Annotated in this window: 23 protein-coding genes; 9 read left to right on the top strand and 14 right to left on the bottom strand. The window is 72.3% G+C overall.

What is annotated here, in order from left to right; translation table 11 throughout:
* Positions 1 to 75 precede the first annotated feature (75 nt).
* From ABD332_RS22415 to ABD332_RS22400, 4 genes are all read left to right on the top strand, one after another.
* Positions 76 to 3,693, top strand: a complete 3,618-nt coding sequence (locus tag ABD332_RS22415) for a midas domain-containing protein (RefSeq protein WP_344503962.1) — start codon at positions 76 to 78, stop codon at positions 3,691 to 3,693.
* 132 nt (positions 3,694 to 3,825) lie between these two features.
* Positions 3,826 to 4,557 carry an ABC transporter ATP-binding protein gene (locus ABD332_RS22410; protein WP_344503961.1) on the top strand — a complete coding sequence of 244 codons (732 nt, stop codon included), beginning with the start codon at positions 3,826 to 3,828 and terminating at the stop codon, positions 4,555 to 4,557.
* 1 nt (position 4,558) lies between these two features.
* Positions 4,559 to 5,296 (top strand): ABC transporter permease, encoded by a 738-nt coding sequence (locus ABD332_RS22405; RefSeq protein WP_344503960.1) that lies wholly within the window; start codon positions 4,559 to 4,561, stop codon positions 5,294 to 5,296.
* Positions 5,297 to 5,332: 36 nt separating this feature from the next.
* The gene (locus ABD332_RS22400; RefSeq protein WP_344503959.1) at positions 5,333 to 5,995 is read left to right on the top strand and encodes a TetR/AcrR family transcriptional regulator; all 663 of its coding nucleotides are present in this window, start codon (positions 5,333 to 5,335) and stop codon (positions 5,993 to 5,995) included.
* Positions 5,996 to 6,079: 84 nt separating this feature from the next.
* On the opposite strand, the gene ABD332_RS22395 is transcribed toward ABD332_RS22400, so the two are convergent.
* The 3 genes from ABD332_RS22395 to ABD332_RS22385 form a co-directional block, all read right to left on the bottom strand.
* The gene (locus ABD332_RS22395) at positions 6,080 to 6,517 is read right to left on the bottom strand and encodes a hypothetical protein (protein WP_344503958.1); all 438 of its coding nucleotides are present in this window, start codon (positions 6,515 to 6,517) and stop codon (positions 6,080 to 6,082) included.
* Between the two features lie 90 nt (positions 6,518 to 6,607).
* A complete protein-coding gene (locus tag ABD332_RS22390) occupies positions 6,608 to 8,407 on the bottom strand; it encodes an ABC transporter ATP-binding protein (protein ID WP_344503957.1) in 1,800 nt (599 codons plus the stop codon).
* A gap of 1,482 nt (positions 8,408 to 9,889) precedes the next feature.
* Entirely contained in the window at positions 9,890 to 11,719 is a 1,830-nt protein-coding gene (locus ABD332_RS22385) for an ABC transporter ATP-binding protein (RefSeq protein ID WP_344504036.1), read from the bottom strand.
* Positions 11,720 to 11,842: 123 nt separating this feature from the next.
* Here ABD332_RS22385 and ABD332_RS22380 point away from each other — a divergent pair, with 123 nt between their 5' ends.
* Together ABD332_RS22380 and ABD332_RS22375 are read left to right on the top strand one after the other, a co-directional pair.
* Complete coding sequence (locus ABD332_RS22380; protein ID WP_344503956.1) at positions 11,843 to 12,466, top strand: TIGR03085 family metal-binding protein; 624 nt, start codon at positions 11,843 to 11,845, stop codon at positions 12,464 to 12,466.
* 154 nt (positions 12,467 to 12,620) lie between these two features.
* Complete coding sequence (locus ABD332_RS22375) at positions 12,621 to 14,462, top strand: AMP-dependent synthetase/ligase (protein WP_344503955.1); 1,842 nt, start codon at positions 12,621 to 12,623, stop codon at positions 14,460 to 14,462.
* 730 nt (positions 14,463 to 15,192) lie between these two features.
* Here the strand turns inward: ABD332_RS22375 and yczR are convergent.
* A complete protein-coding gene (yczR, locus tag ABD332_RS22370; protein ID WP_344503954.1) occupies positions 15,193 to 16,668 on the bottom strand; it encodes a MocR-like transcription factor YczR in 1,476 nt (491 codons plus the stop codon).
* Positions 16,669 to 16,726: 58 nt separating this feature from the next.
* Here yczR and yczE point away from each other — a divergent pair, with 58 nt between their 5' ends.
* Positions 16,727 to 17,386: a membrane protein YczE gene (gene yczE, locus ABD332_RS22365; protein ID WP_344503953.1), complete on the top strand. Its 660-nt coding sequence runs from the start codon at positions 16,727 to 16,729 to the stop codon at positions 17,384 to 17,386.
* Here yczE and ABD332_RS22360 read toward each other — a convergent pair.
* Positions 17,310 to 18,233, bottom strand: coding sequence for an EamA family transporter (locus tag ABD332_RS22360; protein ID WP_344503952.1), 924 nt, complete (start codon positions 18,231 to 18,233; stop codon positions 17,310 to 17,312). The two genes, yczE and ABD332_RS22360, sit on opposite strands and share 77 nt — an antisense overlap.
* A gap of 72 nt (positions 18,234 to 18,305) precedes the next feature.
* On the opposite strand from ABD332_RS22360, the gene ABD332_RS22355 reads away from it, so the two are divergent.
* Positions 18,306 to 19,232 carry a LysR family transcriptional regulator gene (locus tag ABD332_RS22355; protein WP_344503951.1) on the top strand — a complete coding sequence of 309 codons (927 nt, stop codon included), beginning with the start codon at positions 18,306 to 18,308 and terminating at the stop codon, positions 19,230 to 19,232.
* Between the two features lie 87 nt (positions 19,233 to 19,319).
* Entirely contained in the window at positions 19,320 to 19,808 is a 489-nt protein-coding gene (locus ABD332_RS22350) for a hypothetical protein (RefSeq protein WP_344503950.1), read from the top strand.
* 449 nt (positions 19,809 to 20,257) lie between these two features.
* On the opposite strand, the gene hisF is transcribed toward ABD332_RS22350, so the two are convergent.
* From hisF to ABD332_RS22305, 9 genes are all read right to left on the bottom strand, one after another.
* A complete protein-coding gene (gene hisF, locus ABD332_RS22345) occupies positions 20,258 to 21,019 on the bottom strand; it encodes an imidazole glycerol phosphate synthase subunit HisF (protein ID WP_344503949.1) in 762 nt (253 codons plus the stop codon).
* Complete coding sequence (priA, locus tag ABD332_RS22340; protein ID WP_344503948.1) at positions 21,016 to 21,747, bottom strand: bifunctional 1-(5-phosphoribosyl)-5-((5-phosphoribosylamino)methylideneamino)imidazole-4-carboxamide isomerase/phosphoribosylanthranilate isomerase PriA; 732 nt, start codon at positions 21,745 to 21,747, stop codon at positions 21,016 to 21,018. The genes hisF and priA overlap by 4 nt, the downstream gene beginning before the upstream one ends.
* Before the next feature lie 3 nt (positions 21,748 to 21,750).
* On the bottom strand, positions 21,751 to 22,035 hold the full coding sequence (locus ABD332_RS22335) for a hypothetical protein (RefSeq protein WP_425552269.1): 285 nt from the start codon (positions 22,033 to 22,035) through the stop codon (positions 21,751 to 21,753).
* Between the two features lie 22 nt (positions 22,036 to 22,057).
* Complete coding sequence (hisH, locus tag ABD332_RS22330; RefSeq protein ID WP_344503946.1) at positions 22,058 to 22,681, bottom strand: imidazole glycerol phosphate synthase subunit HisH; 624 nt, start codon at positions 22,679 to 22,681, stop codon at positions 22,058 to 22,060.
* Between the two features lie 10 nt (positions 22,682 to 22,691).
* A complete protein-coding gene (locus ABD332_RS22325) occupies positions 22,692 to 22,838 on the bottom strand; it encodes a hypothetical protein (RefSeq protein ID WP_344503945.1) in 147 nt (48 codons plus the stop codon).
* Positions 22,839 to 23,073: 235 nt separating this feature from the next.
* Positions 23,074 to 23,688 (bottom strand): imidazoleglycerol-phosphate dehydratase HisB, encoded by a 615-nt coding sequence (hisB, locus tag ABD332_RS22320; protein WP_344503944.1) that lies wholly within the window; start codon positions 23,686 to 23,688, stop codon positions 23,074 to 23,076.
* Positions 23,685 to 24,761, bottom strand: a complete 1,077-nt coding sequence (locus tag ABD332_RS22315; protein WP_344503943.1) for a histidinol-phosphate transaminase — start codon at positions 24,759 to 24,761, stop codon at positions 23,685 to 23,687. The genes hisB and ABD332_RS22315 overlap by 4 nt, the downstream gene beginning before the upstream one ends.
* Positions 24,758 to 26,050, bottom strand: coding sequence for a histidinol dehydrogenase (hisD, locus tag ABD332_RS22310; RefSeq protein ID WP_344503942.1), 1,293 nt, complete (start codon positions 26,048 to 26,050; stop codon positions 24,758 to 24,760). Before hisD ends, ABD332_RS22315 begins: the two co-directional genes overlap by 4 nt.
* A 30-nt stretch (positions 26,051 to 26,080) precedes the next feature.
* The gene (locus ABD332_RS22305) at positions 26,081 to 26,743 is read right to left on the bottom strand and encodes a TetR/AcrR family transcriptional regulator (RefSeq protein WP_344503941.1); all 663 of its coding nucleotides are present in this window, start codon (positions 26,741 to 26,743) and stop codon (positions 26,081 to 26,083) included.
* Positions 26,744 to 26,769: the final 26 nt, after the last annotated feature.

Genomic DNA, 26,769 nt, shown 5'->3' with positions numbered 1-26,769 from the left:
CAGCGCTGAGCCCACAGCAGTCTGAACGGGTGGCCCTCTCCCCCCGTTCCGACCGAGCGGACGGAGGACCTCCTCATGCACCCCAACGTCAACGACCAGACCGGCCCTTCCCCTGAAGTGACAACTCCACCGGGCATCCCCGAGCAGCGCCAGCCCGTCGAGGACACCGTCCCCCTGGTCTCGGCCGCCGCCGCCTCCGCCGCGGGCGCCGACCCGGCCCCCGCCCCGACCACGGACCTGACCTCCGACCCGGCCACGGACTCGGACCTGGCTGCGGACTCGGACCTGGCTGCGGACTCGGCTGCGGATTCGGGTTCGGACCTGGCTTCGGATCCGGCCGACGCCGCCGAGTCACCGGCCGCGGAGTCACCGGCCATCGACTCGCCGCTCGCGGACGACGCCGCCATCACCGTCGCCGTCCCCGACGACATCTCCGACATCGTCGGCCCCGCCGACGAGGAGTCCCCCGCCTCCACCGACGAGGAGCCGGCCGCTGGGGTCGACGCACACGCCGCCGAGTCCACCCCGACCGCCGACCTCCAAGCGACCGACACCCCCGCCGAAGAGGCAACCGCCGAAGCCACCACCGTCGAGGAAGTCTCCGCCGAGACCACCTCCGACGACGAAGAGGCTGCCGAGCCCGAGGCCGTGGACGCCGCCACCGAGGCCACCGCGGACGACGTCGCCGAAGAGGCCGAAACGGTCGAAGACGTCACCGCCGAAGCCTCCACCGCCGACGACGCAGACGCCGAGCCCGCCGCCGAAGCCTCCACCGAAGAGGCCGAGACCGTCGAAGACGTCACCGCCGAAGCCGACACCGTCGAGGAGGTCGCCGCCGAGACCACCTCCGACGACGACGCAGCCGACAGCGAACCCGAGGCCGTAGACGCCGTCGCCACCGAAGACACCTCCACCGACGACGAACCCGCCGCCGAGGCTTCTGCCGACGAAGGCGACGCCGAGGATCTCGAGACCCTCGAAGAAGTCGCAGCCGAAGCTGTCGACGACGAAGAGCCCGCCGCTGAGGCCTCCGACGCTGACGCCGAAGCCATCGAGGAGGTCGCCGCCGCAGACGACGACGCGGCCGAGACGGTCGAGGAAGTCGCCGCAGAGGCAACTGACGACGAAGCCGGCGAGGCGGACGCATCCGAGGACGCAACCGCTGAGGACGACACCACCACCGACGCCGTGGTGGAAGAGCCCGCAGCCGAGTCGGACTCCGACGACGAGCCGGAAGCCGTCGAAGAGATCGCCGCCGAGGACACCTCCACCGACGACGAACCCGCCGCGGAAGCCACCGCCGACGACGACGCCGAAGAGGCCGAGACCGTCGAAGAGGTGGCCGCCGAAGCCACCGCCGACGCCGACGAGACCGAAACGGTCGAAGACGTCGCCGCCGAAGCCGACACCATCGAAGAAGTCGCCGCCGAGACCACCTCCGACGACGACGCCGCCGAGGACACCTCCACCGACGACGAGCCCGCCGCCGAGGCTTCTGCCGACGAAGGCGACGCCGAGACGGTCGAAGAAGTCGCCGCCGAGACCACCGACGACGAAGCCGGCGAGACAGACGCATCCGAGGACGCAACCGCCGAGAACGACACCACCACCGACGCCGCAGCGGAAGAGCCCGCAGCCGAGTCGGACTCCGACGACGAGCCGGAAGCCGTCGAAGAGATCGCCGCCACCGAAGAGACCTCCACCGACGACGAACCCGCCGCGGAAGCCACCGCCGACGACGCCGAAGAGGCCGAGACCGTCGAAGAGGTGGCCGCCGAAGCCACCGACGACGAAGCCGGCGAGGCAGACGCATCCGAGGACGCAACCGCCGACGACGACACCACCACCGACGCCGCAGCGGAAGAGCCCGCAGCCGAGTCGGACTCCGACGACGAGCCGGAGGCCGTAGCCGACGAGGCCACCGACGACGAACCCGAAGCAGCAGCGGCCGACGACGAGCCTGACGCGGTTGCTGATGAGGTGGTTGCCGATGAGGAGGCCGCCGAGCCCGAGGCGGTCACCGAGGACGAGCCTGTCGCCGAAGCCGACGAGACCGACGCTGCCGGCGATGAGCCGGAGGCCGAGGTCGCCATCGAAACAGCCGCCACCGACGACGAGGCCGGCGACGACGAGGCCGCCGAACCCGACGCCGAGGCCACCGTCGAGGACGAGGTCGCCGAGGCCGACGCGGAGGCCGTCACCGTCGAGGACGAGACCGCCAGCGACGAAGACGAAGCCGCCGAGCCTCAGGCCGAGGCCACGGACGAAGACGCAGCCGCCGAATCCGAGGCCGAGGCCACTGCCGAGGACGAGGCTGCCGACGGCGGCGACGAAGCTGCCGAGCCCGACGCAGAGGCCACGGCCGAGGACGAGGCTGCCGACGAGCCCGAGGCCGAAGTGGCGGTGGACGACGAAGCGGTCGCCGTCGAAGCGGCTGCCGAGGACGCGGCCGGCGAGGACGAAGACGGCGGCGAGGCGCCGGAGGCCGAGGCCGTTGTCGAGGGCGAAGAGGTCGCGGCGGAGCCGGAGGCTGAAGCGGCCGCCGAAGAAGGTGCCGCTGAGGACGAGGCCGGCGATGACGAGGCTGCCGAGCCCGACGCCGAGGCCGTGGTCGCCGAGGACGAGGCCGCTGAGAGCGAGCCGGAGGCCGAGGCTGCCGCGGAGGACACGGACGGTGACAGCGCCGAGGACGTCGCCGCGGAGGCCGAAGCCGAGGTCGACGCCGAGGCGGACGCGGACGCGGACGCGGACGCGGACGACGACAGCGACGACGAGCCCACCGCAGAAGCGGAAGCGGACGACGACAGCGACGACGAGCCCACCGCAGAAGCGGAAGCGGACGACGACAGCGACGACGAGCCCACCGCAGAAGCGGAAGCGGACGACGACAGCGACGACGAGGCCGCCGGCGACGCTGAAGCCGAGGTCGACGCCGAAGCCGATGTTGAGGTGGAGGAGCCGGCCGCCGGCGAGGAGGACGACGCCGAGGTCGAGCCTGCCGCAGCAGCGGAAGACGCCGAAGCGGAAGACGCTGCGGACGACGTCGAGGAGATCGCGGCCGAGGCTGCGGACGACGATGACGCCGCTGATGCCGAAGCCGACAGCGACGACGAGCCGGCCGCGGAAACGGACGCGGACGACGAAGCCGACGACGACGAGCCCACCGCAGAAGCAGAGGCAGAGGCAGACGCGGACGCGGAGGACGACGAGGACGAGGACGACGAGCCCGTCGCGGAGGCTGACGCGGAGGACGAGGACGAAGACGCGGACGGTGAGCCGGTCGCGGAGGCCGACGCCGATGACGACGCTGAGGACGAAGCGGCCGACGACGAGCCGGTGGCCGAGGTGGAAGCGGACGACGACGAGGAGCTCGAGTACGCGACCGCCGGGCCCCTCCCGCTGCGGCCCGGGGACCTCGCCGAGCAGCGGATCGTGTTGTGGAAGCCGAAGCGGGCGGACAAGTTCCGGTCGCGGCTGGTCAAGGCGGAGTCCAAGTTCGTCGACGACCCGGTGAAGGCGCTGACGCGGGCGTCGGCGGTGGTGAGTGACGCCATCGAGACGCTTGCCGAGAAGTTGCAGGAGCAGCAGCTGGCGATCGACCCGCACCGGTCGGCCAAGAACCCCGACACCGAGGCGCTGCGGGTGGCGTTGCGGCAGTACAAGGAGTTCCTGGAGCGCGTGCTCGCGTTGTAGACGAGAAGCGCGAAACGGGGCGGACCGCACACATCGGTCCGCCCCGTTTCGTGTTTGACGCACGTTCAAGATTTCATCTACCGTTGAGTTCATCAGTCGTTGAGTTTCAGGGAGTGACCGGAGGAATCCAAGATGGCCAACGCGATCGAGGTCGAGCACCTCGTCGTCGCGCGGGGCAAGCGGCGGGTGCTGCACGACTTCACCTGCACGGTGCCCAGCGGGAGCGTCACGGGGCTGCTCGGACCGAGCGGCAGCGGCAAGACCACGTTCATGCGGGCGGTCGTCGGCGTGCAGAAGATCGTCAGCGGGACGGTGACGGTGCTGGGGCACCCGGCGGGGTCGAAGCCGCTGCGCGACAAGGTGGGCTACCTGACGCAGGCGCCGAGCGTCTACGCGGACCTGACCGTCCGGGAGAACGCGCGGTACTTCGCCTCGCTGTACGGGCTCGGTGCCGCCGCGGCGGACGAGGCAGTGTCCGACGTGGGGCTGGGCCAGGCCAAGAACCAGCTCGTCGGGACCCTGTCGGGCGGCCAGCGGGCCCGGGCGTCGCTCGCCTGCGCGATCGTGAGCAAGCCGCAGCTGCTCGTGCTGGACGAGCCCACCGTCGGGCAGGACCCCGTGCTGCGCAACGAGCTGTGGCAACGGTTCCACGCCCTGGCGAAGGCCGGCTCGACGCTGCTGGTGTCGAGCCACGTGATGGACGAGGCGGGCCGCTGCGATCGCCTCCTGCTGATCCGCGAGGGGCTGCTCATCGCCGACGAGTCGCCCGCCGCCGTACGCGAGCGGGCCGGCACGGAAGACCTGGAAGAGGCGTTCCTGCGACTCGTACAGGCGCAGGAGACGGAGAAGGAGAAGGTGGCCTGACATGTCCGCACGTCTGACGTTCGCGACCGCCGGGCGCATCCTGCGGCAGCTCCGCCACGACCGGCGCACGATCGCGTTGATCCTTGTCGTGCCGACGGTGCTGCTCACGCTCCTGCGCTACCTGTACGACACCAACCCCCAGCTGTTCGACCGCGTCGGGCTCGTCATGCTGGGCGTGTTCCCGCTGGTGATCATGTTCCTGCTGACCAGTGTGGCGATGCTCCGCGAACGCACCACCGGCACCCTCGAGCGGCTGCTGACCACGCCGATCGGCAAGGTCGACATCCTGCTGGGCTACGGCATCGCGTTCGCCGTCGCGGCCGCGGTGCAGGCGACGATCGCGTCGGCGCTCGCGTACCTCCTCCTCGGCCTCGACACGCTCGGACCGGCGTGGCTCGTCGCCGTGATCGCGGTCGGCAACTCCGTGCTCGGCATGGCGCTCGGCCTGCTGGTCAGCGCGTTCGCCAACAGTGAGTTCCAGGCGGTGCAGTTCATGCCGGCGGTGGTCCTGCCGCAGGTGCTGCTCTGCGGGCTGCTGCAGCCCCGCGACCAGATGGCCGGTTGGCTGCAGGCCATCAGTGATGTCTTTCCCATGTCGTACGCCGTGCAGGCGCTCACCGAGCTCGGCACCCACACCGAGCCGACCGGCCTCGTGTGGAGGGACCTCGGCATCATCGTCGGCTGCGTCATCGTGGCACTCTTGCTCGGGGCGGCGACGCTGCGCCGGCGCACCCCGTAAGCCCCTGAAGCAGACGCACAACGGGAAAGCAGGCTCATGGCACGCACCGGACGACGCCCCGGCAACCAGGACACCCGCCAGGCGATCCTGACCGCCGCCCGCGAGGCGTTCGCCGAGCGTGGCTACGACGGGGCGTCCATCCGCCAGATCGCCACCAGCGCCGGGGTCGACCCGGCGCTGGTACACCACTACTTCGGGGCGAAGGACAAGCTCTTCCTCGCCACGATGGACGCGCCGATCGACCCCGGCGAGATCGTGCCCAAGGTCTTCGAGGGCGACCTCGACGGCGTCGGCGAGCGGCTCGTCCGCACGTTCCTCGGCGTGTGGGACTCCCCCGCCGGCTCGTCCGCGGCGGCCCTGTTCCGCAGCGCGATGCAGCACGAGTGGTCGGCGCGGATGTTGCGCGAGTTCCTGGTGAGCCAGATCCTGCGCCGCGTGGTCGCGCAGCTCAAGCTCGACCCGGCGGAGGCCCCGAAGCGGGCCGCCCTGGTCGCGTCGCAGATGGCGGGCCTCGTCATGGTCCGCTACATCCTGAAGATCGAGCCGATGACGACCATGTCGCAGGACGAGATCGTGTACAGCGTCGCGCCGACCATCCAGCGCTACCTCACCGAACCCCTGCCGGCCCTCGCACCGGCCACCGCACCGGCGTCTGCACCGGCCTCCCCACCGGCCTCCTCACGGGCCTCGAAGCGCTGAACCGCCACCGCGCCCGGACCACCAGATGCCGGCGCCGGAGCACCGTTGTCGCCCGATCCGCCGGGCGGCGCGAGGCCGGATCGGCTAGTCGTCGACGTCGGCGCAGTGGTACCGCGCCTGCGGGGTCAGCAGCAGCGCCACCAGCACGCCGGCGCAGCAGACCGGCACGACCGCGAACGGCAGCGGGGCCGGCAGCAGCCACGTCAGCAGCGGCGCCATCGCCCCGACGAACGCCCAGAACACCAGGCTCGCCAGCCACGCCCAGTGCTCGCCCCGCTTGATCCGCGTGCCGAGGAACACCAGCACCACCGCGAGGGGGAACAGGAACAGCACGGCGTTGAAGAACAGCACGAAGTCCAGGTAGCCGGTGCCGCCCTGGTTGGCCGGGTCGACCTGCATCCCGGACAGCAGCACGCCGAGCGCCGCCAGCGCGAGGGTCAACATGACGCCGCCGATCGCGTTGAACCCCGTCACCGCGACCCGGACCTGCATCGGCACGTATCGACGCCCCCCGGCTGGCACACCGCAACTGTAGGTCCTCCGCCGCGGTTCACCACCCCCGACGCGCGGTCCCCGACCGGTCCTCCGCCCGGGGACACGCGATGGCCGCCGTCAGCGGGTCTGTTCGAGCCACGACGCGTACAGGCGGCCGTAGATCGAGTCCGGATCGGCGACGAGCTCCGCGTGCGGGCCCCGCTGCACGACGTGCCCCTTGTCCACGACGATGACCTCGTCGGCGCTCTGCGCGGTCGACAACCGGTGCGCGATCGCGATCGTCGTCCGCCCCCTGGTGACCGCGTCGAGGGTCCGCTGCAGCCGGACCTCGGTCGCCGGGTCGACGGCGCTCGTGGCCTCGTCGAGCACCAGGAGGTCGGGGTCGGCGACGTACGCGCGGGCCAGCGCCACCAGCTGCCGCTCACCGACCGACAGCGCCTCCCCGCGCTCGCCGACCTCGGTCTGCAGGCCGTCGCTGAGCCCGTCGACCCAGTCGAGCAGCCCGAGCTCGGTGAACGCCAGCTCCAGGTCCACGTCGCTCAGGTCGGGCCGGGCGAACCGCACGTTGTCGGCCACCGTCGCGTCGAACAGGAACCCGTCCTGCGGCACCATGACGACCCGGCGGCGCAGCGAGCCGAACCGCACCTCGGTCAGCGGCACCCCGGACAGCAGCACCTCGCCGGTGGTCGGGTCCATGAGCCGCGTCAGCAGCTTCGCGAACGTCGTCTTGCCGCTGCCCGTCTCCCCGACGACCGCGACCCGGGTACGAGCGGCGACCGTCAGATCGACGTCGGTCAGCACCTCAGGCCCGTCCGGATACGCGAAGTGCACGTGGTCGAACCGCACGTCGACAGCGCCTTCGGGCAGGTCCCGGCCCTTGTCGCCGGGGTCCGCGACGTCCGGCGACGTCTCGATGATGTCCAGGACCCGGCGCCAGCCCGCGATCGCGTTCTGCGCCTCGTTGAGCACCTCGGTCGCGACCTGCACCGGCTGCACGAACAGCGTCGCCAGGAACAGGAACGCGATCAGCTGCCCGATGGTGAGCTGCCCGTCCACGCCCAGCAGCGTGCCGACCACGACGACGCTGCCGAGCGCCAGCCCCGCCGCCAGCTCGCCGAAGCTCATGCTGACCACGTTGTTGGTCTGCGCCCGGAACTGCGCCCGCCGGCTCCGGTCGATCGCCGTGTCGAGCCGCTCGGCGGTGCGGTGCTGCACGCCGTACGCCCGAACGACCGACGCCCCGACGACGCTCTCCGCGATCGCCCCGAGCATCGCCCCGATGCTCTCCCGCACGTCCAGGTACAGCACGCTGAGCCGCCGCTGGAAGTGCCGCACCACGAACACCAGCGGCGCGAACGCGAGGATCACCACCAGCGTCAGCTGCCACGAGTAGAAGATCATGACGCCGGTCGTCACGAAGAGCTGCCCCAGGCTGATCAGGAAGATCAGCCCACCGAACTGCAGGAACTGGCTGATCTGATCCACGTCCCCGGTCACCCGCGAGACGAGCGCCCCGCGCCGCTCCGACTGCTGGTGCAGCATCGACAGATCGTGAATGTGCCGGAACGTCCGCGTGCGCACCCCCGCCAGCGCCGTCTCGGTGACCGTGAACAGCCGCACGTTCATCATCGCCGCGCTGAGCATCGTCAGGAACAGCACCCCGGCCGTGATCGCCACGATCGTGGTGAGCACCCCGACGTCGGGCCCACCCGGCGCCCGCAGCCCCTTGTCGATGCCCTGCTGGATGGCGACCGGCACCGCCACCCGGCCGGCCGTCGCCAGCACCGCCAGCCCGAGCGTGCCCGCCAGCCCGGTGAACAGCTCCGGCGACAGGCTCAGCCCGCGCCGCAGCACCCCCACCTTCGGCGCCTCGCCGGCCTTCGCCTGCTCCGCCGCCTCAGCAGTCGCCGCCGTCATGCCGACACCTCCGCCGTCCTTGAACACCGACCCGACCCGAATCGGCCGCACTTCCCCAACGACCACCGACCGCGGCACCGTCGACGCGCCGGTGATCAAGGCCTGCTCCGACCGCACGACCGCTCTCCGCAGCGGACCTCGAGCCCGTCGCGTCCCCACGCTCCCGCACCCGGCCGCCCACAACCCGCCGCGCCGACCCGCCCCAACCGCCAGCGCGACCCGACCCGCCGGCGCCTTCCACAGATGGTCCTGACGCCACAGCGACGCCGCGACCCGCAGCCGACACGCCATCACCGCGACGCGGGGCAGTCACGCCATCACCGCGACGCGGGGCAGTCACGCCATCACCGCGACGCGGGGCGGTCACGCCAAGACGGCAACCGAGACCCGGCACCCAACCGCTGCCCGAACCACACCGGCCATCAACGCCAACCCACCGAACCGGCCCGGTCGCCGCCAGCACCGGCGTGGACCGCGCCCGGCTCCGGTTCAGAGGAACGAAACTGCGGGCAGCGGCAATGCCGTCCCCAGGAGCCCGCCCCAGCACCGATCCTGCTGAAGCCCCGCGCCCGCCCGTCCGAGCCGACCAGGCGACGCAGCACCGCGCCCCGGTCGGCGGGCTCCCCCGCAGCAACCGGCCAGCCGCCGACAACTCAGCGGCCCAGGACGGGCCGGACGTCGGCATCACCACGGCCAGGTCGGCGCCCGTGCCGGCCACGAACGCGGCCACGCCAAGACGGCGACCGCGACCCGGCACCGGCACCCGCACCGGTCCAGCCGACACCCGACCGGGGCACGACTGCCACCCGCCATCACGACCAGCCCACCAACCCGACCAGACCGCTGATACCGGCACGAACTGCGAGCCATCCCCATCTAGAGGAACGACACGTCGAACTGCGGCAACGCCATGACCCGAGTCGCGCTCCGACACCAGCCCTGCCGAAACCACCCACCCGTCCGCCCGAACCGACCCGGCGGAACGTCGGCGCGCTGACCCCACCGGCAAGCTCCCCCGCAGCAACCAGCCGGCCGGCGGCAACGCCGCAACCCGGGACCGGCCGGACACCGACATCACCCCGGTCAGGCCGACGCCCGCGGCAACCGCGGAGGCGGCCAGACGGCGACCGCGGCACAAGCCGTCACGACCAGCCCACCAACCCGACCAGACCACTGGCACCGACAGAAACCGCGAGCCATCCCCGGCTAGAGGAACCACACGGCGAACGGCGGCAACACCATGACCCGAGTCGCGCTCCGACACCAGCCCTGCCGAAACCACCCACCCGTCCGTCCGAGCCGACCCGGCGACCCGGGCGCGCGCCGACTCCCCCGGCAGGCTCCCCCGCAGCAACCGGCCAGCCGGCGGCAACACCGCAGCCCGGGACCGGCCGAAGCTCGACATCACCCCGCTCGGGCCGGCACCCGCGGCGACGACAGAGCCGGAAGTGCCCGGACGGGGCGGGACGGGAGTGGGAGCCGTCATGCGGTCACGGACTCCTCGTCGTCGAAGAGGTGCTCGCGTTCCTTCTCGGCTTCGGCCTTCTCGTACGCGGTGACCAGGTCGGCGTAGCCGGGGACGGTGGCGAGGAGGTCGGCGTGGGTGCCGCGGGCGGCGACCCTGCCCCGCTCCAGCCAGACCACCTCGTCGGCCAGGGCGATCGTGGCCCGCCGGTACGCGACGACGAGGATCGACGCCTGGCGGTCGTCGTCACGGCGCAGCGCGGCGAGGATCGCGGCCTCGACGCGCGGGTCGACGGCGCTGGTCGCGTCGTCGAGGACGAGCAGGCGCGGCGCGCCGGCCAGGGCGCGGGCGATCGTGAGCCGCTGCCGCTGCCCGCCGGACAGGGACGTGCCGCGCTCGCCGACCTTCGTGTCGAGCCCGTCGGCGAGCTGGTGGATGAACCCGTCGGCCTGGGCGAGGCGCAGCGCGGACCAGGCCGCCTCGTCGTCGACGGCGTGGCCGGCGGCGGTGCGCCGGTCGAGCGTCACGTTGCCCCGGACGGTGTCGTCGAAGACGAACGGCACCTGGGCGACCAGCGCGACCGTGCCGACGAGCGCGTCCTGGCTGAGGTCGCGGGCGTCGACCTCGTCGACCCGGACGGTGCCGGTGTGCGGGTCGACGAGCCGGGCGGCGAGCGCGGCGATCGTCGACTTGCCGGAGCCGGTCGAGCCGACGAGCGCGACCGTGCGCCCCGCCGGCACGTCGAACGTGACCCCGCTCAGCACGTCGCCGCCCCGGTTGCCGTCGGCGTCGGCATACGCGAAGTGCACGTCCTCGAACCGCAGCGCCGCCGGCTTGTGCGCGTCCGGCAGCGTGGCCGTGCCATAGGCCATGTCGCCCTCGGCGTCCAGCACGTGCCGGATCCGCTCCCAGCCGACGACGCTGCGGGGCAGCTCGGCGAGCACCCAGCCGATCGCCCGCACGGGGAACGCGAGCACGGTGAACAGGAACGCGACGCTGACCACCTCGGCCACCTCGACGGCGCCCTGGCGGAACCGCAGGCCACCGACGACGAGCACGGCGAGGGTGCCGATGCTCGGCAGCGCGTCGAGCACCGGGTCGAACATCGCCCGGACCCGCCCGACCTGGATCGTGGCGTCGCGCAGCTCGATCGTCTTCGCCGAGAACCGCTCGGTCTCCGCGGCCTCCCGGCCCATCGTCTTGACCACGAGCGCGCCGTCGAAGCTCTCGTGCGCGACCGCGCTCACGTCGGCCCGCAGCTGCTGCGACTTCGCGACGCGGGGCGCCATGCGGCGCGAATAGGCGACGTTGACCCCGAGGAGCGTCGGGAAGATCGCGACCCCGACGAGCGCCATGGCCCAGTCGGTGGCGAACAGCGAGACGATCGCGGCGACGAGCATGACGACGGTGCCGACGGCCATCGGGAACGGCGCGATCGGATACCACGCGGACTCGACGTCGGCGTTGGCATTGGACAGCAGCGTCCCGGTCGCGTGCCGCTGGTGCCACTCCAGGGGCAGCCGCAGGTAGCGCCGGGTGACGGCCTGCCGGTAGCGCGCCTGGAGGCGGAACTGCATCGCCCCCGCCCCGAGCCGCCGGCCGAAGATGCCGAGGATCTTGCCGAGGCTGACCGCGAGGATCGCGACCCCGCCGAGCAGCAGCGTGCCGAGCGTGACGTGCCGCTGGTCGATCGCGGGCAGCGCGATCTCGCCGACGACCCGCCCGGAGACGAACGCGGTCGTGATCGTCAGCAGGCTGAACACCACGCTGCCGACCACCGAGATCGCGAACACGTGGGGCTCGTCACGGACGGCCCGGCCGAGCACCCACAGCCCCTTGAGGAGCACCTTGCCGCTGGTCACATCCGCCCTCCGTAGCGTCGGGCCGGTAAGTCGCCCCGACCGTCTGCAACCTTACCGACGGGGTACGACAGAAACCGGCTCCGGCGGGACGCGACTAGCGTTACGTGTATGACTTCATTCGCGCGGGCCGAGCGCCTGGCGCTCGCCGAGACGCTCCTGGCCGCGGGTGCCGACGCGCCGACCCTCTGTGACGGCTGGGTGACCCGTGACCTCGCCGCGCATCTGGTGCTGCGGGAGCACCGCCCCGACGCCGCGGCCGGCATCCTGCTGAAGCCGGTCGCCGGGCACACGAAGAAGGTCCAGGACCGCCTCGCCGCGGGCGACTACGGGCAGTTGGTCGGCAAGGTCCGCCGGCCCGCGCTCTGGGTGAGGCCCGCCTTCGCCGAGGAGGCCGTCAACATCACCGAGTTCCTCATCCATCACGAGGACGTGCGGCGGGCCGTGCCGGGGTGGACGCCGCGCACGCTGGACGCGGCCTACGAGCAGGCCGTGGCGAAGCGGCTCAAGGGCGCCGCGAAGCTGTCCGCACGGCGGTTCCCCGCCGCGATCACCGTGCGGCCGGCGGACGCCGAGCCCTTCGCCGTCGGTACAGGCGGAGAAACGCTGACGGTCCAGGGGAAGCCCTCGGAGCTGCTCCTGTTCTTCACCGGCCGCCAGGCGCACGCCGACGTGACCGTCACGGGCCCCGATGCGACGGCCGAGCGGCTCAGAACGGCGCGACTGGGACTCTGAGTCTCGAATCTGGCCCCAGGCAACAGGATTCGCCGTTCCACTACGTTTCGGTTTCGGGTCTAGCCGGTAACACGACAGACCCTTTACCCTCCAGTAACCGACGGGACGTGATGCCAGTCACCGTTACGTCCACGCCAGCCCGGAGGCGCCCCACATGACCCAGACCCAGCGGCTCGAACTGCCCTACCGCTCGATCCCGGACATGTTCCTGCACCGTGTGGCCGAGACTCCCGACAAGCGCGCGTTCGGCAAGCCCGCGGCCGACGACGCCGGCGACCCCGTCTGGCTCACCTGGCGCGAGGTCGACGAGCACGCCCGCGCGATCGGCGCCGGCCTCACCACGCTCGGCGTGCGCCCCGAGGACCGCGTCGGCATCCTGGCCAACACCCGCCTCGACTGGATCCTCGCCGACCTCGGCATCATGCTCGCCGGCGCGGCCACCACGACGGTCTACCCGACCACCGAGCCCGAGGACGCCGTCTACATCGTCGCCGACTCCGGCTCGAAGGTCCTCTTCGCCGAGAACCCGGCGCAGGCCGCCAAGCTCGACGGCGCCGACCTGCCCGAGCTGGTCGCGGTCGTGCTCCTCGACGGGGTCCCCAGCGGCGGCGAGCAGCGCAAGACCCTGTCCCTCGCGCAGCTGGAGGCCGCCGGGCGCGAGGCGCTCGACCAGGACCCCGAGCTGATCACCCGCATCGTCGCCGGCATCACCGGCGACCAGCTCGCCACCCTCATCTACACGTCGGGCACGACCGGCCGCCCCAAGGGCGTCGAGCTGATGCACGCCGGCTGGGTCTGGCAGGGCTACACGCAGGTCGACATGGGCCTGCTGACCGCCGACGACCTGCAGTACCTGTGGCTGCCGCTGTCGCACTCGTTCGGCAAGACGCTGCTCTGCGGGATCGTGTACGTCGGGCTCCCCACGTACGTCGACGGCCGCGTCGACAAGCTCATCGACAACCTCGGCAAGATCCAGCCGACGCTCATGTGCGCCGCGCCCCGCGTCTTCGAGAAGGTCTACAACCGGGTCGTCACCGGCGCGCAGGCCGACGGCGGCGCCAAGTGGAAGATCTTCACCTGGGCGGTCAAGGTCGGCAAGCAGGCCTCCGCCGAGCGCCTCGCCGGCCGCACCCCGGGCGGCATGCTCAAGGTCCAGCACGGCATCGCCGACAAGCTGGTCTTCAGCAAGCTCCGCGCCCGCCTCGGCGGCAAGATGCGCGCCATGGTGTCCGGCTCCGCGCCGCTGTCGAAGGAGATCGGCGAGTTCTTCTTCGCCGCCGGCCTGCCGATCCTGGAAGGCTACGGCCTGACCGAGACCAGCGCCGGCTCGTTCGTCAACCGCGAGGCGACCCCCCGCATCGGCACCGTCGGCACGGCTCTGGGCGACCTGGAGGCGAAGCTCGACACCGACGGCGAGATCCTGCTCAAGGGCACCCCGATCATGCGCGGCTACCACAACCTGCCCGACGAGACCGCCGCGTCGTTCACCGAGGACGGCTGGTTCCGCACCGGCGACATCGGCGAGTTCGACGCCGACGGCTACCTGCGCATCACCGACCGCAAGAAGGACCTCATCAAGACCTCCGGCGGCAAGTACGTCGCGCCGAGCCACATCGAGGGCCTGTTCAAGTCGGTCTGCCCGTACACCTCGCAGTGCGTCGTGGTCGGCCAGGCCCGCAACTACGTCACGATGCTCGTCACCCTCGACCCGGACGCCATCAAGGGCTGGGCCGACGGCACCCCCCTCGCCGGGAAGTCCTACGACGAGATCGCCGCGTCACCCGAGGCGAACGCCCTGATCGAGGGCTACGTCAAGGAGCTCAACACCAAGCTCAACCGCTGGGAGACGGTGAAGAAGTTCTCCATCCTCAGCCGCGACCTGTCCATCGAGGACGGTGAGCTCACACCGTCACTCAAGGTCAAGCGCCGCGTGGTCGAGAAGTCCTTCGCCTCGGACATCGACCGCATGTACGCGGGGTCGCTCGCCGAACTCTGATCACACCCCACAGTGTCATGGCCTCCGGGAACCGCCATCCCGGAGGCCATGACGCTTTTTCAACCCCGAAGAGCAGGAACAAGTTCATGGCTCCGGTCCGCCGTGCGAAAGACCGTCGCTCCCGTCAGCCGCCGGTCGGGCCCTGGGGGCCCTCCCTGTCCGTCCGCGTGTAGTTGTGCCGACGCGACCTGCGGCCGCGACACCCAACCCGCCCTCCTCATGATCCGGAAGACTTTTCGTCGCCAGAGCAACAAGAACTCTTCCGGATCACGGAAAGCAGCCCCGGCACCGCCCAGCCCAGCCAGGCAGACGCCCAACTCGCGATCCCCACATGATCCGGAAGACTTATTGTCGCCAGAGCAACATGAACTCTTCCGGATCACGGAAACGGCCCGGCACCGACCAGCCCAGCCGCGACAGACCCCGTCCGCGCCCCACATGATCCGGAAGACTTCATGTCGCCAGAGCAGCACAAACTCTTCCGGATCACAGAAACGGGCCAGCAGCAAGCAGCCCAAGCCCGACCAGACAGCCGCCCAACGCGCGATCCACATGATCCGGAAGACTTTTCGTCGCCAGAGCAACAAGAACTCTTCCGGATCACGGAAACGGCCCGGCAGCGAGCAGCCCGGACCGGCTAGCCAGCCGCCCGACGCCGCGCCCCACGTGATCCGGAAGACTTCATGTCGCCAGAGCAGCACGAAGTCTTCGGGATCATGAGGAACCGAGGTCAGGCGACCACGACCGGGGTGGACCAGGCGTGCCGGCGGGGGCGGTCCAGGTCGGCGCGCGCCGCCGCCAGCCTGTGGACCGCTTCGACGAGGTCGGTCTCCGGCAGCGTGTACGGCAGCCGCATGAACCGCTCCATGGTGCCGTCCGCACCGAAGCGGGGCCCGGGCGCGACCCGCACCCCGAGCTCCTCGGCCGCCCGCGCCAGGGCACTGGACACCGGCGCGTCGAGCTCGACCCACAGCACCATCCCGCCGCCCGGCAGGACGAACCGCCACTCCGGCAGCTCGGCGCGCAGCGCGGCGGCCAGGGTGTCCCGGCGGGCGAGCAGCTGCCGGCGACGGGCCGACACGATCTCCGACCGGCGGCGCAGCAGCTGGACGGCGACGAGCTGGTCGAGCACCGGCGACGCCATGTCGACCCCGACCCGGGCCGCGGCGAGCCGCGCGATCAGCGGCGCCGCCCCGCGGACCCACCCGATGCGCAGGCCGCCCCAGTACGGCTTGCTCATCCCGCCGATCGTCAGCACCCGCGCGCTGCGGTCGAACGCGGCCACCGACGGCGGCAGCGCGCCGTCCGCGAAAGCAGGGTCCAGCGCGAGATCCACGAACGACTCGTCGATGATGAGGTCGGTGCCGGCGGCGTGCGCGGCGGACGGCAGCCGCTCCCGCAGCGACGTCTGCATGAGGTGGCCGGTCGGGTTGTGGAAATCGGGGATCAGGTACGCGACCCGCGCCTGCGCCGCCCTGACCGTCGACAGCAGCAGGTCCTCGTCCCAGCCGTCGGGCCCGATCGCGTAGGCGCTGATCCGGGCGCGGCTGGCGGTGAACGCGCTCAACGCGTTCGGGTACGTCGGCGTCTCGACCAGGGCCCGCTGCCCGGGCGCGACCAGCAGCCGCAGCAGCAGGTCGAGCGCCTGCTGGACGCCGCCGGTGACCATGACCTGGTCGGGGTCGGTCGGCAGGCCGCGCTCCGTGTAGCACTGCGCGATCGCCTCGCGCAGCACCGGCAGCCCCATCGGCTGGTAGCCGGCGCCGAGCGTGTAGGGGCCGAGCTCGGCGATCGCCTCGGTGGCCGCCTCGTTGAGCTCCGCCGGGGCGGGCATCGCCGCGCAGCCGAGGTCGATGAGGTCGGCGTCGTCGCTCGGCGTCCACAGCCCGGACGTGCCGACGCGGTGCCCGGCGGGCAGCGCCGTCCAGCTGCCGGCGCCGCGGCGGCTGCTGAGGTGGCCGCTGTCGCGCAGCTCACGGTAGGCGGCGGTGACGGTGGTCCGGCTGATGCCGAGCGCCGCGGCGAGCTCCCGCTCCGCGGGCAGCCGGACGCCGAGCGCCAGCCGACCGTCGATGAGCAGGCCACGGACGGCGCTGGCGAGCACGACGTACTCGGGGCGGCGGCCGGCGGGCCCGCGCACGCCGACGGCGACCTGCCAGGCATTGAGCATGCGGGCCAGTTGCGCGCCCCGGACGATCGCTGACAAGGCCAGTCCCCCTCAATTGGCTCTTTGAATGTGTCGGATTGGCCCTAGGGTGGCACGCATGGACGCCCCAGGCAAGACCAATCCCATCCCGCTGCGCCACCGCTTCACGCGTCGCTTCGTGCAGCTGCAGCTGGGTCTGCTGGTGTACGGGGTGAGCATCGCCTTTCTGGTGCGGGCCCATCTGGGGCTCGATCCGTGGGACGTGTTCCAGCAGGGCATCTCGAAGCGCACCGGGCTGAGCCTGGGCACCGTGGTCTGCGCGGTCGGCGCGCTCGTGCTGCTGCTGTGGATCCCGCTGCGCCTGCGGCCGGGCCTGGGCACCGTCAGCAACGTGGTGGTCATCGGCGTCACCGCCGACCTGACCCTGCGGGTCGTGCCGGACGCCGGCGCGTGGTGGCTGCGGGGCGCGCTGATGGTCGCCGGCGTGGTGCTCAACGGGGTGGCGACGGCGCTCTACCTCGGCGCCCGCATGGGGCCCGGCCCGCGCGACGGGCTCATGACCGGCCTCGCCGCGCGGTACTCCTGGCTGTCGATCCGGGTCGCGCGCACGTCGATCGAGGTGACCGTGCTCGCCGCGGGCTTCCTGCTCGGCGGCTCGGTCGGCGTCGCCACCGTCCTGTACGCGTTCGGCATCGGCCCGCTCACGCAGCTGTTCCTGCCGCTGTTCGCGATGCGCGACCCGCGCCCGCTGCCGGCTCCGGCGGCGGCTCCCGCCTGACGCGCACCGCACCGAGCAGCACCCCGCCGAGGATCGCGGCGCCACCGGCGGCGTCGTACCAGTGCAGGCGCTCGCCCAGCAGGAGCGCCGACGACAGCAGCGCGAACACCGGTGCGAGGGCCGCGAACGGGGCCACCGTCGCCGCGTCGTAGCGGGCGATCAGCCTGCCCCACACGCCGAAGCCGAACAGCGTGCTGAGGTAGGCGATGTACGCGATCGCGCCGAACGCGGTCAGGTCCAGGCCGCGCAGGCTGTGCCAGACCGCGGACGGCCCGTCGACGGAGAGGGTCAGCACGACCAGCGGCGGGGTCGCGACCGCGCTCACCCACACCATGAAGTTCAGCATGTCGGCGGCCTGCGCCTTGCGCATCGCGATGTTCGCCAACCCCCACGCCGCGCCCGCGGCCACGACCAGCAGGAACGCGCCGACCGGCCGGTCCAGGCCGAGCTGCGAGGCGATCAGCACGATTCCCGCCCCCGACAGCGCCACCCCGGCGAAGCGACGACGGCCCGGCCGGTCGCCCAGCAGTACCATCGCGAAAATCAAGGTGAAGACCACCTGGCTCTGCAGGACGAGCGCGGACAGCCCCGACGGCAGCCCGGCCGCCATCCCGGCGAAGAGCAGCGAGAACTTCACGACGCCGAGCGCCACCCCGGTCGCGACCACCCACCGCCACGGCACCTTCGGCCGCCCGACCAGCAGCACCGCGGGCAGCGCCGCCGCCCCGAACCGCAGCGCGCAGAACAGCAGCGGCGACATGCTGTCCAGCCCGACGTGGATGACCACGAAGTTCACGCCCCAGATCGCCGAGACCAGGATCGCCAGCGCGACGTCACGATGCTTCATGGGTCGATCGTCATCCCGGAAAACCGTGAAGCACCATCGAAAGGTTCTACACGATTGCTGTAGCATCGCTTCATGCTTGATCTGCCGAGGCTTCAGGCGCTGCGGGCCGTCGCCGTGTTCGGCACGGTCACGGCCGCCGCGGGCGCCCTGCACTGCACCCCGTCGGCGATCTCCCAGCACCTCGCCAAGCTCGAGCGGGAGACCGGAAGCACACTGGTGGAGAAGGACGGCCGGCGGCTGCGGCTGACCGAGGCCGGGCGGGTCCTGGTCGAGCACGCCGGCCGGATCCTCGCCGTCGTGGAGGAGGCCGAGGCCGCGCTCGCCGCCCACCGGGAGACGGTGTCCGGGCACCTGAGCATCGCCTCGTTCCCGACCGCGTGCCGCGGGCTGCTGCCGCACGCCCTGCGCAGCCTCGCCGTCGACCATCCGCTGCTGGAGCCGACCCTGCAGGAGGGCGACCGCGAGTCGTCGTTCGACGGGATCCTGCGCGGCACCGTCGACGTCGCGCTCATCGACGAGTGGCTCGACATGCCGGCGACGTACCCGACCGGGGTCGCGAGCGTGGAGCTCGGCCTCGACGTCGGCGACCTCATCCTGCCCGTCGACCACCCCCTCGCCGGCTCGTCCGGCCCCGTCTGCCTCGACGCGCTGCGCGGCGAGCGGTGGATCGCCTCCAAGCCCGGCACCGTCTGCCACGAATGGCTGCAACGGATGCTGCCCGGCGCCCGCCCCACGATCCTCGTCAACGAGTTCGAGACGCAGCTGACCTTCGTCGCCGAGCGGCTCGGCGTCGCGTTCATCCCCCGGCTGGCCCGCAGCACCCTCCCGCCGGGCGTCGTCGCGCGCCCGATCACCCCCGAGGCCGCCCGCCGCGTCAGCGTCGCCTGGCGGGTCGCCGCCGGCGGCCGTCCCGCGATCTCCGCGACCGTCGCCGCGCTGCGCGATGCCTGGTCACACCGCGACCACTGGCCCGCCGACCACGGCATTCACGTCGTATAACCGCAGGTCATCGGGGCAATTCCGGGTTAAACGCTCACTCACTCATTCATTTCTGCGGGTTTCCCCGGCACCCCTTACATTGATGCCATGGCCATCTTCGGACGCACCCGCACAGCCACCGGCGCAGGCGTCCTGGCGACGCTGCTCCTCGTCCTGCTCTTCGGTAACCAGATCTTCTCGGAATGGGCCGACCGGCACGCGGACACCAACACCGTGTGGGGCTGGTTCCTGCATCTGCTCACCTGGCCCCGCTGGTGGCTCGTCCCCCACGACGACTCCGGCAAGGCCGCCCGCGAGCTGCTCGCGAACGACCTGAAGGCCCTCCTCCTCATCCTCTTCACCGCCCTCATCCTGGCCATCGCCGGCCGCTCCATCGTCACCGGCGGCGGCGCCTTCATCCTCGGCTGGGCATCGCTGATCTTCGGTGCCGCCCTCGCCGGCTTCGCCACCGACTTCCTGCTCTCCGACCCCACCCTGATCGGCGCCTTCAACGCCGCCGCGGCCGCCGCCGGCTACGGACTCTTCGTCGGCTGGCTCGTCGGCATCGCCGTCACCACCGGCAAACGCGGCGACTGACCCCCGCCACCAAGACGCTGTGCGATCTCCAGGCTGACCCCCAGAACCGGTGATCGCACGACGTCCCTCGCCCCCTCACGAGCAGGCCGGTCCACCCACCCAGCCCCATGTCGGGGTAACGACCCCCACACAGCCTTACGCTCGCCCGCCCACAGGGCAGCGCAATCCACCGCATCCAACGGCCTTACGGCAACCGCCGCGCCTGACCGGTCCGCCCAGCAAACCGCCCTCGGAACGGCCGGGTCCTCCCGCACTGTCCACCGGAGACGCTCCCGCCAACCATTCATGATCCGGAAGACTTCGTGCGGCCACCGGTACAAGACCGACCGGATCACGGCACGCCAGTCATTCCAGCCACGCCCACGTCCGTGGAGCGGCCCCACGCCACGCCTCGCCCAGGGCACGGCCGGGTCGACCGCCCGCCGGACCGGCGCGCACCCCAGCGGTTGTCAGCGGACGGGGTGACCGGCGTCCCGGAGGGTGGTCTTGACGTCGCCGATGGAGAGATCGCCGAAGTGGAAGACGCTGGCGGCGAGGACCGCGTCGGCGCCGGAGGCCACCGCCGGGGCGAAGTGCTCCAGGGCACCCGCGCCGCCGCTGGCGATGACCGGGATCGTCACGACCTCGCGGACGGCCTTGATGAGCTCCAGGTCGAAGCCGTCCTTGGTGCCGTCGGCGTCCATGGAGTTGAGCAGGATCTCACCCGCGCCGAGCTCGGCGACCCGGGCGGCCCACTCGACGGCGTCGAGGCCCGCGCCGCGGCGGCCGCCGTGGGTGGTCACCTCGAAGCCGCTCGGCTGGCCCGCGGCCCGGCGCACGTCCAGCGACAGCGTCAGCACCTGGTTGCCGAACCGTTCGGCGATCTCGGCGATCAGCTCCGGCCGGGCGATCGCGGCCGTGTTGACCCCGACCTTGTCCGCGCCGGCGCGCAGGAGGGTGTCGACGTCGGAGACGGCGCGGACGCCGCCGCCGACGGTGAGCGGGATGAACACCGTCTCCGCGGTCCGGCGGACCACGTCGAGCATCGTGGAGCGCCCGTCGGACGAGGCCGTCACGTCGAGGAAGACCAGCTCGTCGGCGCCCGCGGCGTCGTACGCGGCGCCGAGCTCCACCGGGTCGCCGGCGTCGCGGAGGTTGACGAAGTTGACGCCCTTGACGACCCGGCCCGCGTCGACGTCAAGACACGGGATGACCCGCACCGCGACGGTCATGACGGCTGCTCGGCCAGGACCTTGAGGGCGTCGGTGACGTCGAAGGCGCCCGCGTACAGGGCCTTGCCGACGATGACACCCTCGACGCCGGCGGGTTCGAGGGCGGCGAGCTGGCGCAGGTCGTCGAGCTTGGAGACGCCGCCGCTGGCGATGACCGGCTTCTTGGTGCGGCCGGTGACCTCCAGCAGGAGGGTCAGGTTGGGCCCGGTGAGGGTGCCGTCACGCATGACGTCGGTGACGACGTAGCGGGCGCAGCCGGCGCGCTCCAGGCGGTCGAGCACCTCGAACAGGTCGCCGCCCTCCTTGGTCCAGCCGCGCGCGGCGAGCTGGTGACCGCGGACGTCGAGCCCGACCGCGACCTGCTCGCCGTACGTCGCGCAGACGTGGTCGCACCAGTCGGGGTTCTCCAGGGCGGCGGTGCCGAGGTTGACCCGGGTCGCACCGGTCGACAGGGCCGCCCGCAGCGAGGCCTCGTCGCGGATGCCGCCGGACAGCTCGACCTGCACGTCGAGGCGGCGGACGACGTCGGCGAGGAGCTCGGCGTTGGAGCCCCGGCCGAACGCGGCGTCGAGGTCGACCAGGTGAATCCACTCGGCGCCCTGCCGCTGCCAGGCGAGGGCGGCCTCGAGCGGGTCGCCGTAGGCGGTTTCGCTGCCGGCGGCGCCCTGGACGAGACGGACCGCCTGGCCGTCGGCGACGTCGACTGCGGGCAGGAGCTGCAGGGCCATGGGTTAGATCCTTCGGTCCAGAACGAGCACGGTGAGCGCCGGGGTGGCGACGATGACGAGGGCACTGAGGCCGATCCGGGCCGCGACGGTGTCGACGAGCAGCCAGATGAACGTGAGTGCCACCAGGACGAGCAAGATGATGACGGAGCGCTGGCCACGGGAACGACGTGCGAAAAGCTTACCGGTCCGGCCGATCTTGACCTTCGGCACCAGCCGCCGGGCGGCGATCCGCCGGCGGCGACGGCGCTCGGCCTTGAGCAGGCGCTCGGCCCGCTCGGCCTCCAGCACCGCCCGCCGCCGGGCGCGTTCCTTAGACAAGGCTGCCGAGCCAGTTGGACAGCAGCGTCGCCCCCGCGTCGCCGGACTTCTCCGGGTGGAACTGGGTGGCTCGCAGCACCTCCGACTCGAACGCGGCGACGAACGGCTCGCCGTGCACCGTGGTCGCGACCTCGATGCCCGCGGCCCGCTGGGCCTCCACGGGCGTGGGCGCGTAGGAGTGCACGAAGTAGAACCGGGTGTCGGCGGGCAGGCCGGCGCCCAGGACCGTGCCGGCGGGCCAGGTCACCGTGTTCCACCCCATGTGGGGCACGACCGGGGCGCGCAGCCCGGTCACCGTGCCGGGCGCGAGGCCGAGGCCCTTGGTGACGACGCCGTGCTCCTCGCCCTCCTCGAACAGCACCTGCATGCCGACGCAGATGCCGAGCACCGGCGCGCCGACGCGGACCCGCTCGGCGATCGTCGGGCCGGCGCCGAGCTCGTCGATACCGGCCATGCAGGCCGCATACGCCCCGACGCCCGGCACGACAAGCCCGTCGGCCCGGGCCGCCTTGCCCAGGTCGGACGTGACCTCGACCTCGGCGCCGACCCTGGCGACGGCCCGCTCGGCGGAGCGCAGGTTGCCGGAGCCGTAGTCGAGGATGACCACCTTCTTCATGCCGTCCCCTTTACAGCCAGAGCAGCCCGCCGGCCGCGGCGACGGCGGCGAGCAGCAGCGTGATCACGAACGGCACCTTCGACGTGCTCTGCTGCCGCAGCGACAGCGCGCCGCCAAGCAGCAGCCCGGCGAGCCCGAGCAGCAGGATGCTCACCACGGGCCGGCCACCGATCCGGCGCCGCCGAGCCGGCCGGCCCCCACCGGCACCCCGCCACCCCCGAAGGAAGCACCGCGCCCAGCGGCGCGGCGAGCGCCGCGCCCAGCGGCGCGGCCCAAGGCGCGACCGCCGACGGCGTCATCCCCGACGGCACGGCCCGAGGCACCACGCCCAGCGCCACTCCCGGCGACGCCGGCCAGAGCGCCGCGCGCCGCGCGGCCGGACAGGACACCGCTCACAGGGCGCCCTTGGTGCTGGGCACCACGCCGGCGTTGCGGGGGTCGAGCGCGCACGCCTGGCGCAGCGCCCGGGCGACCGCCTTGAACTGGGCCTCGACGATGTGGTGCGCGTCGGGCTGGGCGCCGTGCCGGCCCGCCCGCAGGATGCTGACGTGCAGCGTGACCCGGGCCGAGTGGGCGAACGACTCCCAGATGTGCCGGGTCAGGCTGGTCGGGTAGTTGCCGCCGATGTGCGGGGCGATGTTCGCCGGCTCGTCGTGGACCATGTAGGGCCGCCCCGACAGGTCGACGACGGCGGAGGCCAGGACCTCGTCGAGCGGGACCTGGGCGTTGCCATAGCGGGTGACGCCCGCCTTGTCGCCCAGCGCCTCGGCGAACGCGGCGCCGAGCGCGAGCGCGGTGTCCTCGACCGTGTGGTGCGCGTCGATCTCGAGGTCGCCGACGGTGTGCACCCGCAGGTCGAACCCGCCGTGCTTGGCGATCTGGTTGAGCATGTGGTCGTAGAAGCCCACGCCGGTCGAGATCTCGCCGACCCCGGTGCCGTCGAGGTCGAGCTCCACGGAGACCTTGGTCTCCTTGGTGACCCGCTCGATCTTGGCGGTGCGACTCACAGCAACTCCTCCAGTGCGTTCAGGAAAGCGTCGGTCTCCTCGGGCGTGCCGGCGGTGACCCGCAGCCAGCCGGGGACGCCGACGTCGCGGATCAGCACGCCGCGGTCGAGCAGCGCCTGCCAGACACCCTTGCTGTCGCTGCGGGGCGCGCCGAAGAGCACGAAGTTGGCGTCGCTGTCGGCGACCGTCAGGCCCCAGCCGCGCAGCGTCTCGACGATCCGGTCGCGCTGGGCCTTGACCGCGTCGACGGTCGACAGAAGCGCGCCGGTGTGCGCGAGCGCCGCCCGCGCTGCGGCCTGGGTCAGCGCCGACAGGTGATACGGCAACCGCACCAGCTGCACGGCGTCGACGACGGCCTCGCCGGCCGCGAGATAGCCGACCCGCCCGCCGGCGAGCGCGAACGCCTTGCTCATCGTGCGGGTGACGACCAGCCGCGGGAACCGCTCGATCAGTGACAGCGCGAACGGCGTGCCGGGGCGCGCGAACTCCGCATACGCCTCGTCGACGATCACCATCCCGTCGGCGGCCTCGGCGACGGCCCGCACCACGTCGAGCGGCAGCGCGGTGCCGGTCGGGTTGTTGGGCGAGCAGAGGATGACCACGTCGGGCCGGTGCTCGCGGACCTTCGCGACGGCGTGCTCGGCGGTCAGCGTGAAGTCGGCGTCGCGCCGCCCGTCGATCCACGCGGTGCCGGTGCCGGCGGCGAGCAGCGGGTGCATCGAATACGACGGCGTGAAGCCGAGCGCGGTGCGGCCCGGCCCGCCGAACGTCTGCAGCAGCTGCTGCTGGATCTCGTTGGACCCGTTGGCCGCCCACGTGTTGCGCCAGGTCAGCCCGTGCCGCAGGTATGCGGCGAGGTCGGTGCGCAGGGCGACGGCGTCGCGGTCCGGGTAGCGGTTGAGGTCGCGCAGGACGGCGGAGAGGGCCTTCTCCATCTCCGCGACGGCCTCGTCGGGCAGCGGATACGAGTTCTCGTTGGTGTTGAGCCGCACGGCCACGTCGAGCTGGGGCGCGCCATAGGGCGTCAGCCCGCGCAGCTCGTCGCGGAGCGGCAGGTCCTGCAGGCCGGTCACTGTGCGAACCTCACCTTCACGGCGGCGCCGTGCGCCGGCAGATCCTCGGCCTCGGACAGGGCGACGACGTGGTCGGCCACCTCGGCGAGGGCGTCGCGCCCGTATTCGATGAGCTGCACGCCGCGCAGGAACGTCTGCGTCGACAGGCCCGACGAGTGCCGGGCGCAGCCACCGGTGGGCAGCACGTGGTTGGACCCCGCGCAGTAGTCGCCGAGCGACACCGGCGACCAGGCGCCGACGAAGATGGCGCCCGCGTTCCAGACGCGCTCGGCGACGGCCCGCGCGTCGCGGGTCTGGATCTCCAGGTGCTCGGCACCGTAGGCGTCGACGACCCGCAGCCCCTGCTCCAGGTCGTCGACGATGACCGTGGCCGACTGGGTGCCGGTGAGCGCCTCGGTGACCCGCTGCAGGTGCTTGGTCGCCGCGACCTGCCGGGCGACCTCCGCCTCGACGGCCTCGACGAGCTCCAGCGACGGCGTGACGAGGACGCTCGCGGCGAGCGGGTCGTGTTCGGCCTGGCTGATCAGGTCGGCCGCGACGTGCCGCGGGTCGGCGGTGTCGTCGGCGAGGATCGCGATCTCGGTCGGCCCCGCCTCGGCGTCGATGCCGACGATGCCGCGGAGCATGCGCTTGGCGGCGGTGACCCAGATGTTGCCCGGGCCGGTGATCATGTCGACCGGCTCGCAGCCTTCCTGGTCGCCATAGCCGAACATGGCGACCGCCTGCGCGCCACCGACCGCGTAGACCTCGTCGACGCCGAGCAGCGCGCACGCCGCCAGGATGTTGACGTTGGGCAGGCCGGTGTCCTTCTGCGGCGGGCTGGTGACCGCGATCGACGGAACGCCCGCGACCTGCGCCGGCACCACATTCATGATCACGCTCGACGGGTACACGGCGAGACCGCCCGGCACATAGAGCCCCACCCGGCGGACCGGCACCCACCGCTGCGTGACGGTGCCGCTGGTGCTCAGCAAGGTCGTCACCTCGGTGCGCCGCTGGTCGCCGTGGACCTTGCGGGCCCGCTTGATCGACTCGAGCAGCGCGGCCCGCACGGCCGGGTCGAGCCCGGCCTCGGCCTTGGCGATCGCCTCGGCCGGCACCCGCAGGTCGGTCAGCTCCACCCCGTCGAGCCGGCGGGTGGCGTCACGGACCGCGCTCGCCCCATGCTCGTGGACCGCCTCGACGATCGGGCGCACCTGCTCGGTGGCGACGGAGACATCCAGGGCGGCACGGGGCAGCAGACGGCGCGGATCCGTGGTGGAGCCGCGCAGGTCGATCCGGTTCAGCACCCTTGGGAGTCTAGGCGGAACCACCGACAATTATTCGGTCGCGTCCCGCTGTGCGGGCTGTCGGGATTGCGCCCAGCGCCAGTTCAGCTCGGCCGCGTCCGGTGGCGGCCCGGGCAGCACGGACCGCAGGTCAGTGCCGTCCCGCCGCATCCCGTCCAGCAGCAGGGCCAGCTGGCGGCGGCGCAGCTCGGCGGTGCGGTCGCGGTCCGGCACGCGGATCGCCGCGCACGCCTCCAGGATCAGCGTGACGTCCGCCACCACGACGTCCGGGCGCAGCCCGCCGTCCTCGTGCGCCCGCCGCACCAGGTCACCCGCGAGCACACCCGCCCGCACCGCATCCGCGCGCATCTCTGGGGTCGAGGTGAACGTGCCGGCGAGGTGCACGGTGAGCGAGTGCACGTCCGCCTCGACGACCCCGCGCAGGAACCGCACCAGCGCCGCCCACCCGTCCGGCTCCTCGGCGGCCGCCTCCGCCTCCGCGACGAAGGTGCGCAGACCGTCGTGGCACAGCGTGCGGAGCAGGTCGTCCTTGCCCTTGTACCGCCGGTACAAGGCGCTGATCCCGACCCCGGCCCGCTCGGCGACGGCGGCGATCGGCGCCTTCGGGTCCTCCAGGAACACGTCGCGCGCCGCGGCGAGGATCACACCGTCGTTGCGGGCCGCCTGCACACGCCGGCCGGACAGGTTCGTCATGCCGCCACTGTACCGCCTGAGCGGAA

Source organism: Dactylosporangium maewongense, from assembly GCF_039531485.1.
Lineage (GTDB): Bacteria > Actinomycetota > Actinomycetes > Mycobacteriales > Micromonosporaceae > Dactylosporangium > Dactylosporangium maewongense.
The sequence above is the reverse complement of the archived record's forward strand: the minus strand, read 5'-3'. Positions and strand labels throughout refer to the sequence as shown.

Excerpts from the sequence above, each read along its gene's own strand:
- ABD332_RS22415 (WP_344503962.1), top strand. The coding sequence starts at position 76 with ATGCACCCCAACGTCAACGACCAGACCGGCCCTTCCCCTGAAGTGACA.
- ABD332_RS22410 (WP_344503961.1), top strand. The coding sequence starts at position 3,826 with ATGGCCAACGCGATCGAGGTCGAGCACCTCGTCGTCGCGCGGGGCAAG.
- ABD332_RS22405 (WP_344503960.1), top strand. The coding sequence starts at position 4,559 with ATGTCCGCACGTCTGACGTTCGCGACCGCCGGGCGCATCCTGCGGCAG.
- ABD332_RS22400 (WP_344503959.1), top strand. The coding sequence starts at position 5,333 with ATGGCACGCACCGGACGACGCCCCGGCAACCAGGACACCCGCCAGGCG.
- ABD332_RS22390 (WP_344503957.1), bottom strand. The coding sequence starts at position 8,407 with ATGACGGCGGCGACTGCTGAGGCGGCGGAGCAGGCGAAGGCCGGCGAG.
- ABD332_RS22380 (WP_344503956.1), top strand. The coding sequence starts at position 11,843 with ATGACTTCATTCGCGCGGGCCGAGCGCCTGGCGCTCGCCGAGACGCTC.
- ABD332_RS22375 (WP_344503955.1), top strand. The coding sequence starts at position 12,621 with ATGACCCAGACCCAGCGGCTCGAACTGCCCTACCGCTCGATCCCGGAC.
- yczE (WP_344503953.1), top strand. The coding sequence starts at position 16,727 with ATGGACGCCCCAGGCAAGACCAATCCCATCCCGCTGCGCCACCGCTTC.
- ABD332_RS22360 (WP_344503952.1), bottom strand. The coding sequence starts at position 18,233 with ATGAAGCATCGTGACGTCGCGCTGGCGATCCTGGTCTCGGCGATCTGG.
- ABD332_RS22355 (WP_344503951.1), top strand. The coding sequence starts at position 18,306 with ATGCTTGATCTGCCGAGGCTTCAGGCGCTGCGGGCCGTCGCCGTGTTC.
- ABD332_RS22350 (WP_344503950.1), top strand. The coding sequence starts at position 19,320 with ATGGCCATCTTCGGACGCACCCGCACAGCCACCGGCGCAGGCGTCCTG.
- hisF (WP_344503949.1), bottom strand. The coding sequence starts at position 21,019 with ATGACCGTCGCGGTGCGGGTCATCCCGTGTCTTGACGTCGACGCGGGC.
- priA (WP_344503948.1), bottom strand. The coding sequence starts at position 21,747 with ATGGCCCTGCAGCTCCTGCCCGCAGTCGACGTCGCCGACGGCCAGGCG.
- hisH (WP_344503946.1), bottom strand. The coding sequence starts at position 22,681 with ATGAAGAAGGTGGTCATCCTCGACTACGGCTCCGGCAACCTGCGCTCC.
- ABD332_RS22305 (WP_344503941.1), bottom strand. The coding sequence starts at position 26,743 with ATGACGAACCTGTCCGGCCGGCGTGTGCAGGCGGCCCGCAACGACGGT.